At 70.0% G+C, this 12,016-nt stretch carries 7 protein-coding genes; 4 read left to right on the top strand and 3 right to left on the bottom strand.

The window, feature by feature from the left end; all coding sequences use genetic code 11:
• Nucleotides 1-244: 244 nt before the first annotated feature.
• Entirely contained in the window at nt 245-1,225 is a 981-nt protein-coding gene (locus ACFXI3_RS29005) for an LLM class flavin-dependent oxidoreductase (protein ID WP_378403683.1), read from the top strand.
• A 207-nt stretch (nt 1,226-1,432) separates the two neighbouring features.
• Here ACFXI3_RS29005 and ACFXI3_RS29000 read toward each other — a convergent pair whose 3' ends face one another.
• A complete protein-coding gene (locus ACFXI3_RS29000; RefSeq protein ID WP_378403681.1) occupies nt 1,433-3,514 on the bottom strand; it encodes a PQQ-dependent sugar dehydrogenase in 2,082 nt (693 codons plus the stop codon).
• A 182-nt stretch (nt 3,515-3,696) separates the two neighbouring features.
• On the bottom strand, nt 3,697-4,137 hold the full coding sequence (locus tag ACFXI3_RS28995) for a PPOX class F420-dependent oxidoreductase (RefSeq protein ID WP_344267267.1): 441 nt from the start codon (nt 4,135-4,137) through the stop codon (nt 3,697-3,699).
• A gap of 77 nt (nt 4,138-4,214) precedes the next feature.
• Here ACFXI3_RS28995 and ACFXI3_RS28990 point away from each other — a divergent pair, with 77 nt between their 5' ends.
• Genes ACFXI3_RS28990 through ACFXI3_RS28980 form a run of 3 tightly spaced genes read left to right on the top strand, consistent with a single transcriptional unit; the run spans nt 4,215 to nt 10,960 of the window.
• Nucleotides 4,215-5,678: a hypothetical protein gene (locus ACFXI3_RS28990; RefSeq protein WP_344268480.1), complete on the top strand. Its 1,464-nt coding sequence runs from the start codon at nt 4,215-4,217 to the stop codon at nt 5,676-5,678.
• Nucleotides 5,678-6,481 carry a hypothetical protein gene (locus ACFXI3_RS28985; RefSeq protein WP_344267265.1) on the top strand — a complete coding sequence of 268 codons (804 nt, stop codon included), beginning with the start codon at nt 5,678-5,680 and terminating at the stop codon, nt 6,479-6,481. The genes ACFXI3_RS28990 and ACFXI3_RS28985 overlap by 1 nt, the downstream gene beginning before the upstream one ends.
• A gap of 12 nt (nt 6,482-6,493) precedes the next feature.
• Nucleotides 6,494-10,960, top strand: coding sequence for a hypothetical protein (locus tag ACFXI3_RS28980; protein ID WP_378403679.1), 4,467 nt, complete (start codon nt 6,494-6,496; stop codon nt 10,958-10,960).
• 54 nt (nt 10,961-11,014) lie between these two features.
• Here ACFXI3_RS28980 and ACFXI3_RS28975 read toward each other — a convergent pair whose 3' ends face one another.
• Entirely contained in the window at nt 11,015-11,995 is a 981-nt protein-coding gene (locus ACFXI3_RS28975) for a YncE family protein (RefSeq protein WP_378403677.1), read from the bottom strand.
• Nucleotides 11,996-12,016 lie beyond the last annotated feature (21 nt).

Genomic DNA, 12,016 nt, shown 5'->3' with positions numbered 1-12,016 from the left:
CATTGGGTGCGCTCAACGCATCGAACGCCACATTGGGTGCGTCTGACGCACCCAATGCCACATTGGGGCGCTCGCCACCGCAGGCAGGGCCCGGGCATCCGCTCTCACCGGCCTGAACACTCACGTGGGCTCGAATAGCCGCCTGCCGCACCTTGCCCAGCCCCGCCCGGTCCGGCCGCCAAGATTTCGTCCACAGTGGACAAATCACCCCCGCCACACCACCGGGTTCGCTACCGTGGGGGCCATGATCGATGTGCCGCTTTCCGCACTTGAACTCGCGCTCGTCGAAGCCGGGCAGTCGGCCACGGCGGCGCTCGAGCCGCTGTCCTCCGTCGCGCGGCGGCTGGACGACCTCGGCTACCGGCGTCTCTGGTTCGCCGAGCATCACGGCTCGCCGGCCATCGCCAGCGCGTCCCCGCAGGTGCTCGCGGCGCACGCGGCCGCGGTGACGTCCCGGGTGCGGGTCGGGTCCGGCGGGGTCCTCGCGCCGAACCACGCGCCGTTCGCGCTGGCTGAGCAGTTCGGCACGCTGTCCGCGCTCAGCGGCGGCCGGGTCGATCTCGGCGTCGGGCGTGGGCCCGGCGCGCTCGATCCGGAGATCATCCGGGCGCTGCGCCGAGGAGCCGAACCGGCTGGAGAGGCCGACTACCACGCGGATGTCGACGAGTTGCTGAGGCATCTCGGCAGCGAAAAGGTGCTCCCGGGCGGAGTGACCGTGCCGGAGCCGTGGCTGCTCAGCTCCAGCCCGGCGGGCGCCGAGGTCGCGGCCGAGCGCGGGCTGCCGATCGCGTTCGCGCATCACATCCGGCCGGACAACACCGCGCCCTCGCTGGAGCGGTACCGGGAGAAGTTCCGGCCGTCGAAGTGGCGCTCCGAGCCGTACGTGCTGCTGTGCGTCGAGACGATCTGCGCGGACACCGACGCCGAGGCCGAATACCTGTCCGGTCCGATGAACGTCCTCAAATCCCACCTGCTCACCGGCGGCGGGGGAGACCAGCCGATGCTGACGCCGGAGCAGGCCGCCGAATACGAGTTCGCGCCGGAGATGGTTCCGCAGCTCGAACACTTCCGCGCCGCCCAAGCGTACGGCGAGCCGGAACAGGTCCGAGCGCGCCTGGCTGAGCTGGCGAAGCAGACCGGCGCGGACGAAATCATGGTCACGGTGCCGGTGTTCGACGCGAAGGCGCGCATCCGCTGTTACGAACTGGTGGCTGGGGAGAACTAGGGGTGACCGGCTGCTATGGAATGGCTCGAAACGCCATGGCAGTCAACGGGAAGCGGCTGGATGCTGAGCTGGTCGCCGGTGACCGCGCCCGAGAGCCTCAGCCGGACAGACCGAGCGCTTCGTCGGCCAGCCGACAAGGCGCTCGTGCCCCTGAAAGAATTAGGTGCGGCAGGGTGACCGGCGCCGCTCCGGTCACCCTGCCGCGGCTTATCCGGCGAGACCCGCGCCGGGGAACTTCAGTTGCACCACCACGTTGTCGATGGTGTCCGGCGTGCCGCCGAGCTTGTCGTTGTTCGTCGAGGTCACCCACAGGTGCCCGTCGGGGGTCTTGGTCACCGAGCGCAGCCGGCCCCAGCGGCCGGAGAACACCGCGGACACGTTGCCGATCCCGTCGCCCTTGGCGTTGATCTGCGTGGCGAACAACTGCTTGCCGGTCACCGCCGCGATGTAGATCCAGTCGTTCACGATCTCGATGCCCGACGGTCCGGCCTGCGAGGTCGGCCAGGTCTTCTTCGGCGCGATGGTCCCGTTGCAGTCGCCGATCGTGCCCTCGCACGCCGACCAGCCGTAGTTGCCGCCCTTCTGGATCAGGTTCAGCTCGTCCTGGCTGCTCTCGCCGAACTCCGACGACCACAGCTGCCCGCGCGAATCCCAGGCGAGGCCCTGCGGGTTGCGGTGCCCGTAGCTCCAGACGTACCGCGCGTTGCCGCCGGTGGCGTAGAACGGGTTGTCGCTCGGCGCGGAACCGTCGGGGTTGAGCCGCAGGATCTTGCCGTTGAGCGAGCTCTTGTTCTGCGCGTTGGCCTTGACCTTCGCGTCGCCGACGGTGGCGTACAGCTTGCCGTCCGGGCCGAACGCGATCCGCCCGCCGTTGTGGTACTGGTTCTTCGCCATGCCGGTCAGCACCGGGGTGGTGGTCTTGGACAGCGTGGTGCCGTCGTAGGTGACCTTCACGATCCGGTTGTCGCTGGACGAGGTGTGGTAGAGGTACACCGCGTGGTCGGTGTTCCACTGCGGCGAAATCGCCAGCCCGAGCAGGCCGCCCTCGCCGTTCGTGGTGACTACGCCGGGGATCTTGCCGAGCGTCGTCTTCTTGCCGTCCGGGGTGATCTGCAGCAGTTCGAACCGGTCCCGCTCGGTCACGAGCGCGTTGCCGTTCGGCAGGAAACCGACCGCCCAGCCGAGGTCGACCTTCGCGATGTCCTTGTCGTACGAAGGGATTCCGCCGCCGGCACCGCTGCTGCTGGTGGTCTTCGCGGTGACCGCGTTGCTCGCCGCTGAGGCGTTTCCGTTGGGGTCACGCGCCTTCACGGTGAACGTGTAGGACGTGTTCGGCTTGAGGTCGGTGACCGTCGCCGAGGTCTGCGTCGTGGTCGAGACGACGTCGTTGCCCTGGTACACGTCGTAGCCCGCGATCGAGCCGCTGTCGTCGGTGGAAGCCTTCCAGGACAACGAAATGCTGTCCGACGTGCTGCCGGTGGACTTGAGCGAACCGGGCACGCTCGGCGGGGTCTTGTCGTCGCTGGGCGGCGTTTTCACGCCGACGACGTTGCTCGGCTGCGACGGGTTGCCCGCCGCGTCGTAGGCGATCACCGAGATGTCGTACGACGTGTTCGGCGTCAGCTGGTCGACGGTCGCTGAGGTGGTCTTGCCGTCCACGACCTTCAGCGTGTTGCCGCCGCGGTTGATCTCGTACCGCGTGACGCCGACGTTGTCCGTCGCCGGGTCCCAGCGGAAATCGGCCGCGGTGGGCCGGATGTTCGACACCTGGAAGTTCTTCGGCGGCGTCGGCGGCTCGTTGTCGGCCGGCGCGCTGAAGCTGTCGGTGATCTTGTCGGTGTTAGGCCCGCCGTTCGCGGACGCCGAAACGGTGCGGACGTGGTTGACGCCCGCGGTGAGCTGCACGGTCGCGGTGACGGTCTTCCACGTCGTCCAGGAACCCGTGCCAGGGAAGGAAACCGTGCCCTTGTCGCCGCCGTCGACCACGAGCTTCATCGGCCGGTCGTCGGCGGTTCCGTTGGCGTAGCGGAAAGTCAGCGTGTGCGTGCCGGCCTGTGCCGCGTTGACCGAGTAGTCGGCGTAGCTGCCGACGAGATTGTCGAAGTCCACGAAACCCTTGCCGGAGTACCCGGAGTGGTTCGTGGCGATCTTGGCCTGGGAGAGCGTCGCGTCCTCGGACTCGTAATCCCCGGTCGCCGCGGTCGCGGTCACGGGGGTCAGCAGTGCGCAGCCGAGTGCGGTCGCCGCGGTACCGGCGAACAGCGCGCTCAACGTCGAGCGTCGTGCCACGGGGGCCTCCTGCTTGAGGGGGATCGGGGCGGCGGCGGGATTGCTCAAGAGTCTTCGTTAGGAAAGTTTCCTATTTATCGGGACAGATCACACACCCTCGGCAGGTGCGGTGTCAATAGTGCGATCACGGCATTACGCTCCGCAGCCGTAGCCGCGGAGCGCAAGCCGAAAGAAAAGGCGGGTCAGAAGCCGGCGATGTCCGCCCGCGCGATCACCTTCGTGATCCTCGCCCGGACGAGGGATTCTTCGGGGACGGCGTTGCGCTCGCCGTAGGCCGGGCCGTTCTCCTCGCCCATGTACCGCGCGCCGAGCCGCGTCGCCCACTCCCGCATTTCGTCGAGATCGTGGTGCAGTTCCGCCTCGGCGGTGAACTGCACGTACGAGAACGGCGGCCGCTGGTCGTCGACGGCGAGCGAGATCCGCGCGTCGCGGCGCAGGGCCTTGCCTTTCAGCGTGTCCGTGCCGGTGGTGAAGATCAATTCGTCACCACCAGGCCCCTCGTTCAGCAGAAACCACACCGGCGTGACGACCGGTGCCCCATTGGCCCGCACGATCCCCAGCATCCCGGTCCGCGTGCCCTCGCTCGCGAACTTCCACCACTCCGCCCTGGTCATCTCCCGCATGCCCGCCACGCTAGCCGTCCGCGTGTGCGGGCGCCCGGGCAGGCCGACTAGCCTGACCTGCTGTGCGATACGACGAGATGGGCGCCGCTGGGCTCGCCGACGAGGGGCTGACCCGTCGGCTGAAGGCGCTCGCCTGCACCGCGCCGTTGCACGACCTCGACGCGCGCAAGGCGAAGCTCGACTGGGCCGACGCCACCGTCTACCAGATGGCCGAGATCGCGCTGCACACGATCGACCAGGTCACCATCGCGATGGACTTCGACACCGGCGCGGGCCACGACCAGGTCATCGACCGGCTGCTGCCGTTCATCTCGCTGCAGGCGCCCTCGCGGATGCCGGACGAGCACGTGCGCGTCGCGAAGTGGGTGCTGGACAACCTGATCAACGTCGGCACCACCGACCGCGGCTTCCGGCGCGTGTACGGCTCGCTCGGCCCCGGCGGCTACCAGCGCCGTCAGTTCGACTTCAAGCTCCTGGTCGAGCTGGCCGCGCCGGACGGCGAGGTGTACCTGCGCGCCACCGACGAGGCGATCAACGTGCTGGTCGGCGCGTTGGACACGGACGTCGAGTCGGCGCAGATCGCGGCCGAGGTGAAGCTGGAGAACCTGATCAACCGCGGCCGCCTCGCCGACGCGAAGCTGGCCGCGGAGCAGGCGCGCTACCGCACCGTGCAGTACGGCGAGACGCTGCGCGCGAAGCTCGACGCCACCCGTCGTGACGTGCGCGCGGTCGACTGGGAGAGCGAGGTGCCGGAGCTGATCGAATCGGCGCTCGGGCACATCGAGTCCCGCTTCCGTGCGGAGAACGCGATCCTGAAGAACATCACCACCGCGCGCGACGAATCCGAGGACGCCGACCACAAGCGCCGCGCGGCCGAGCTGGTCGACATCGTCGCCGACTGCATCCGGCGGCACACCCGGCTCCAGTCGCGGCTGGCCGACGCCGGTGCGGTCTTCCGCGCCGAACAGGACCGCCAGCAGTTCTCCGGACCGCCGCAGCGGGCCACGATCGACCTGTTCGGCCAGCTCCTGATGCCGACCCTCGGGTTGCCGCTCGCCGACGCCACCGCGCCCGCCGAGCACTTCTTCCACGCCGTCGCCGGCATCACGACGCCGGTCGTGCCGTCGCTGTCCTCGCTGGTGTCGCTGCTGCTGCGGCCCGCTCCGGAACGCGATCAGCTGGTCGGCGAGGTGCCGGAGCCGGAGCTGGTGCCCGCCGAGGTGACCGACCGCTTCGGCGACGACGTGTGGCGGCTCGCCGACGAACTGCTGGACCTGCCCGACGTGCCGCGCCGGCTGTCCGGGCTGCTGGAGGACGCGCGCCGCTCCGGGCAGCCGAACCTGGCGTCCCTGGTCGCGCTGCGTGCGGTGCACGCTTACAGTCCCGAGGTCGGCGCGGCGCGTCGGCAGGGGGAACGCCACGTGCTGCTCGCCGTCGACGACGGCACCCTGCTCGACGACCCGGACTTCGGCGGGGCCGATCTGCTGCTGTCCACGGCGGAGGTCGAACGAGCGGACGACGAGACCGAGGAGGTCGCCTGATGCCTGTGACGCACACGAGCGTCGACGCCGAGGCCGCCTCGCGCCTCGTCGCTTTCGGGATGCGCCCGAAGCAGCTGCCCGCCCGAGACGTCGTGTACGGCGAGCTGGTGCGCCGCTACGGCGAGGACAACGCGTTCAAGGCGCTCACCCACGCGGTCGCGTCCGGGCTCGGGCTGATGGTGCTGGAGGTGACGCAGCAGGCCGGATGCGTGCTCGCGGCCACCGACGAGTCCGTCTTCGAGATCAAGATGGACAGCTACGCGCGGCAAGCCAAGATCCGGGAGCGGCGCGAGACGGAAAAGGTGCTGCACGGCCTGATCCACCTCGCGACGGCCGCGCTCGGCTACCCGCGGCCGGACGACCTGGCCAACGACACGTACATCGGCCGGGTGAGTGTCGAGCAGGTCGACGCGATGGTCCGCGAAGCGGCGCGCGTGCTTGACGAGCGGGCGCAGCTGGCTGAGGCGAACAACGACCCGTTGGCGGACGCGCCGGAGCTGGAGCAGGCGTGGCGCGCGTACGCCCGCCGTCCGGCCGCCGCGGCGACGAAGGACGGCCGGATGGCGGCGGACACCACGCGCGGGATGGTGTCGCGGGCGCTGCGTTTCCTTGCCGACCAAGGCTTTTTGGTGCAGGTGAGCGACGAACAGGGCGGCACTTACCGCACGACGCCGCGGTATCAGATCCAGGTGCGCGAGCTGGCCGCGGACGCCGCGTTCGACGACTTGCTCGCGCTCGACGTCGTCGCGGTCGCCGGGGCCGGGGGAACGCTGCGCGCGACGGCCTCGGACACGCTGCAGTAAGAGGGGACGGGAATGTACGAGCTTTCGCGGGTCCGCCTGCATTCGGTGGGCCCGGCGGGCGCCCGGTACCAGGACGTGGTGCTGGACTTCAGCGGCGTCGGGGCCACGATCACCGCGCCGAAGCAGGACGCGCTGTTCTCCGCGGGCATCCACGCGGGCGGCCCGGTGCGCCGCCCGTCGCCGGCGAGCGTGCTGTTCCTGGAGAACGGCGGCGGCAAATCGGTGCTGATCAAGCTGATCTTCTCGGTGATGCTGCCCGGGCGGCGCCAGGTCGTCGGCACCACGAGCACGAAGGTGCTGGAGAAGTTCGTGACGGCCAAGGACGTCGCGCACGTGGTGCTGGAGTGGCTGCACGTCGAGACCGGGCAGCGGGTGATCACCGGCAAGGTGTCGGAGTGGCGCGGGCACGTGACGTCCGCGGACTCGGAGAACCTGGTCGACTCCTGGTACTGCTTCCGCCCGACCGCCGACGTCGCGCTCGATTCGCTGCCGCTGACCGAGGACGGCAGGCTGCTGACGATGTCCGGGTTCCACGACCGGATCGCGGGCGCGGCGATGGCCGAACCGGAGCTGGAGCTGTTCTGGACGCGCCGGCACCACGAGTGGACCGGGCGGCTTGACCAGCTCGGCCTCGACACCGAGCTGTTCCGCTACCAGCGCGCGATGAACGCGGGCGAGGGCGAGGCGGCCGACGCGTTCCAGTTCTCCACCGACGAGGCGTTCGTGGAGTTCCTGCTGCGCGCGGTGCTGTCGGAGGACGAGCCGAAAGACCTCGCCGAGGTCGTGTCGACGTACGCGAACAACCTCTCGCAGCGCGGCGATCTGATGGCGGAGAAGGACTTCGTCGAGGGTGCGCTGGAACTGCTCGGTCCGCTGGCCGAGGAGGAAGGCGTAGCCGCGGCGTCGCGCCGGATCGCCGAATCGGCGCGGGAGGACCTCGGCGAGCTGGCCGGGCGGATCCACGCGCGCAACGAGCTGGAGAACGCGCGGCTGTCCGGGCTTGAGGAGCACGTCGAGGAGGTGCGGTCCGCCGAAAAGCTCGCCGAGGGCGACCATCGGCGGCTGACCGCGGGCGTCACCGAGCTGCGCCGGCTGGTCGCGGTGCTGCGGCTGGAAGAAGCGCAGATCGAACGCGAGCGCGTCGACGGCGAGCTGGCCGAGGCGAAGACGCAAGCGGAGGCATGGCGCGAAACCGCGACTGTGCTGAACCGGTTGAACGCTGCGCGCAAGGCGAAAGACCTGCGTGAGCTAGTCGGAAACCGTGAGGAGAAGGCGAAACCGGCGCTGGCCGCACGGGACGCGGCAGCGGTCGCCTTGGGGCGTGGCTTGCTTTCGCTGGCGCGTGACGCGCAGCGGCAGGCGGACAAAGCCGAGGCGCACGCGGACGCGTTGCGGGCCGAAGCGGAGAAGGCGCAGACCGAACGGGACGAGGCGGCGAACCTGGCTGCTGGCCGTCGGGCTGAGGCGCGTGGGCTGTCGTCGCGGATCGCTGAGCTGCGCGAGGAGATCTCGGAGTCTGTCCGCAGTGGACTGTTGACGTCCGGTGCGGACGTCGCGGAGTCGGCCAGGGCGGCGCGAGCCGAAGCTGAGGCCACGACGGCGGAATCCGTTCGCCGGGAACAGGAACTCGACCGGGTCGGCGAGGATCTGCAAGCGGCGCAGCGTTCGGTCAACGAGGCGCACCAGCTCGCCGGGTCCACTCAGGACCGGCTCGTCCGGGCAGCCGAAGACCTTGAACGCGCGCATCGGCGCACCGACGCGCTGGCCGCGGAGCCGCGGTTGATGGAGCTGCTCGGCGCGGACGACGTCAAGCTGGAGAGCGATCTTCCGGTGCTGCTGCAGCGTTTGCGGGACGCGAGCGCGGCGGTGGAGAAGGAACAGACCGCGCTGCGGATGGAGGAGTCGGCCGACGAACGGGCGCTCGCCGCGCTCGGGTCGGGCGGTCTGCTGCCGCCGCCGGAGGACGTCCAGGCCGCGCTGGATGCGTTGGAGCAGGCCGGAATCACCGCGTGGTCGGGCTGGCGTTATCTGTCCAAACTGGACTCCGTGCGGCGCGACGAGGTGCTGGAGCGGATGCCGCAGCTCGTCGCCGGCGTGCTGCTGAACGACGCGGCGCAGGTCAAGCGGGCGCGTGAGGTGCTGTCCTCCGAGCGGTTGCTGCCGAGCGCGGTCGTCGCGGTCGGTACCACGGACGCGTTCCAGGCTGCCGATGTCCCGGCCGCGGCGGGCGTCGAGTTCCTCGTGCCGCCGAACCCGGCGATGTACGACGAGGAAGCCGCCGACACCGAGCGGGAAGCCGTGGCGCGGCGGCATGCGGAACGGCAGCGTCGGCTGGAGCAACTGTCGGAGTCGCTGGCCAACGACGGCGCGTTGACCTGGAAGCTCACCACCTGGCGCGAGGACTACCCGGCTGGTGCGATCGGGACGCTCGCTGAGCAGGCCGAGAACGCGCGCGTCGCACGGGAGACCGCGCAGACCGCGCTCGGGCAGGCGGAGGCGGAATTCGCCCGGTTGAGCGAAAAAGTCGCTTCGCTGCGGGAGCGGGTCCCGGCGTTGCGGACCGCTGCCGCGGAGGCCGAGGAGAAGGCGCGTCGGCTCGGCGAGCTGTCCACTCGGGCCGCGCGGGTCGCGGAATGGACCGAAGAAGTCGAGCGGGCAACGGAAATCGCGGAACGCGCGGAGAATTCGGCGGCCGAGGCTTCGGCGCGGGCGGCGCGGTTGCGCGAGCAGGCGGGGGAGGAGCAGCGGACCGCCGATGGCCACCGCCGCACCGTCACCACCGCGCGTTCCGAGTTGGCCGAGGTGCCCGGCGCGGCCGAGCTGCCGGAGGATGTCGAAGCGCCTTCGGAACCGGTGGATGCGTTGCGGCGCACGTTCGCGTCGGCTTCCGAGGCGTACGCGAAGGTCGAGGTCGGCAGCGATCTCCGGGCCGAGTTGGAGCAGGCTGAGTCTGCCGAAGCGGCGGCTTCTTCCGCGCTGGAAGCGCTGGACGAAGAAGTCCGGGCGCGCGCGGCGGCGTTGCTGGAGACGCCCGACGGTTCGGACGCTTCGACGCGGGCAGCGGCGTTGGCGCGGGCGCGGCGAGTCGTCGATGCAGTGGAAGAGGAACGCACCGAGGCGATCGGCCAGGTGTCGACGCGTCGGGCTGAGCTGGACGTCCTGCCGTTGCAGACCGGCGTCGCTTCTCCGGCCGAGCGTCCGCGCGACATCGAGCACGGCCTTGAGCTGATCGACGCGGCTTCGCTGGAAGTGTCCGCGGCGGCCCGGAAGTGGGAAGAACTGCAGGAACGCCGAGCGGCCGCGGACGCGACGCTGGACGCGGCCAAGGCTTCGGCGTCCGGCTTCGGGTTGCTGTCGGAATCGTTGGCGCACTTGCGTTCTGAAGATCCGGCGGACGCGTACGACGGCGATGTCGAGTCCGCGCGGACCCGGTACAACCAGCTCAACACCGTGCTGAACGACGCGCAGTCGGCCGCCGATTCCGGCGACCGGCGGGTGCGCGCGGCGGCGGACCAGCTGGCGCAGTACGCGACCGAGAAGCGGTTCGAGAAGCTCAGCACGCCGGTGCGGCAGCAGGTGATTTCCGTCAAGCGGGACCAGCTTCCCGCACACGCGGCGGAATGGGGCGAGGCGCTGCGGCCCCGGCTGCGGACGCTCACCGACGATCTCGCGCAGATCGACCGGCACCGCGGCGGCATCATCACGCGGTTGCAGGGGATGGTCGAAGGCGCGCTGCGCACCCTGCGCTCGGCGCAGCGGGTGTCGCGGCTGCCGGACGGGCTCGGCGACTGGTCTGGCCAGGAATTCCTGCGGATCCGGTTCACCGAGCTGGAAGACCATGTGCTGGCGGAAAAACTGGGCGAGGTCGTCGACGAGGCCGCCGCCGGCAAGACCGCCGACGGCCGCGACGTGAAGCGCGACGGGCTGTCGCTGGTGCTGCGCGGGGTGCACGTCGCCTCGCCCAAGGGGTACCGGGTCGACATGCTCAAGCCGGACTCCGTGCTGCGCACCGAACGCCAGCGGGTGTCCGAAATCCGCGACGTGTTCTCCGGCGGCCAGCAGCTGACCGCGGCGATCATCCTGTACTGCACGCTCGCGGCGTTGCGCGCCAACAACCGCGGCAAGGCGCGGAATCGGCATTCGGGCGTGCTGTTCCTGGACAACCCGATCGGCCGGGCATCGGCCGGGTACCTGCTGGAACTGCAGCGAGCCGTCGCGGAGGCGCTGGGCGTGCAGCTGATCTACACGACGGGCCTGTTCGACGCGGGCGCGCTGGCGGAATTCCCGCTGATCGTGCGGCTGCGCAACGACGCGGACCTGCGCGCCGGGCGGAAGTACCTGTCGGTGGACGCGACGATCCGGAATTCCCTCGACGACCTCGGGGATCCGGACGGGGTGGCCCGGCTTTCGGCGACGCGGATGTTCAGCCGGGTGTCTCCTGCGGCGGATTTGTCTGCTGACGAAGAACAACCGGCCTGACGGTCTGGCTGGCGCGCGGTCTGTCCGGGAGGACACACCGCGCGCCGAGACCCGTCAGCCGACGGGCACGTACGCCAGCCCGTGTCCGCCCGGCGCTCCCGCCGCCTCGGTGTCCAAAGTGGTCACCAGGGTGCGGGTCTCGAGATCGATGACCTCCACTGCGGTCGACGCCGCCCCGGACACGAACGCGATCCGACCGTCCGGATCGGACAGAATGGCCAGCGGAAACTCCGTCCGCAGCTCCATCGACCCGAGCACCTCGTTGCTGGTGGCCGAAAACGCCAGCAACCGCCCGCCCAACTCGGCGGCCAGCACCTCGCCTGCGTTCGTGCAATGGATCGGCAGCACTGGACGTTCTGTCTGAAGGATGGTTTCGAGCGACCCGGTCGTCGCGTCGAACACCCGGACTCCGGGCGTCGCGCGAAGCGGCTCGGTGCCGTTGTCCAGATACGGCGTCGCGACGTACAACCTCTTGCCGTCCCGGGAAACTTCCAGCCCCTCACTGCCCGGAACGGAGACGCGTTCGACCTCGCCGCTGTCGAGGTCTACAAAGGACACAAATGGCGCTTCCTTGTTGGTCACGAACCCGCGCCGCCCGTCCGGACTGATCGCGACCCAATGCGGTCCCGGCGCACCAGCCGCGAGATGCCGCACTGGCCGCCGCGTCGCAGTGTCGACCACGACGAGACCGCCTTCGCTGCCCGGACCGGCCTCGACCGTCGCGTACAGCAGCCCGCGCACCGGATCGATCGCCAGCCCGTGCGGCGCGTGGTCCGGCGAGAGGTCGACGACCTCCATGATCTCGCGCGAATCCGGATCGATCGCGGTCAGTTCGGTCGCCCGCTCGCCGTGGCTGTGATAGGCGCCGCGGCGGTACGCGCTCGCGCACCAGACGAGCCGGTGGACCGGGTCGAAGCAGAGGTCGTGCGGCTGGGCGGGCACTTCGACGGTGCCGAGATGCTTCCCGGACCCGACGTCGAAGAACGCGACCGCCGATCCCTTCGCTCCCGCGACCGCGAGTATCGCTTCTCGCATAGATTTTCTCCTCCTGTTGGC

Source organism: Amycolatopsis sp. NPDC059235 (assembly GCF_042754125.1).
In the GTDB taxonomy this organism is placed as follows: Bacteria; Actinomycetota; Actinomycetes; order Mycobacteriales; family Pseudonocardiaceae; genus Amycolatopsis; species Amycolatopsis albidoflava.
This window is presented reverse-complemented; position numbering and strand designations above follow the sequence as displayed.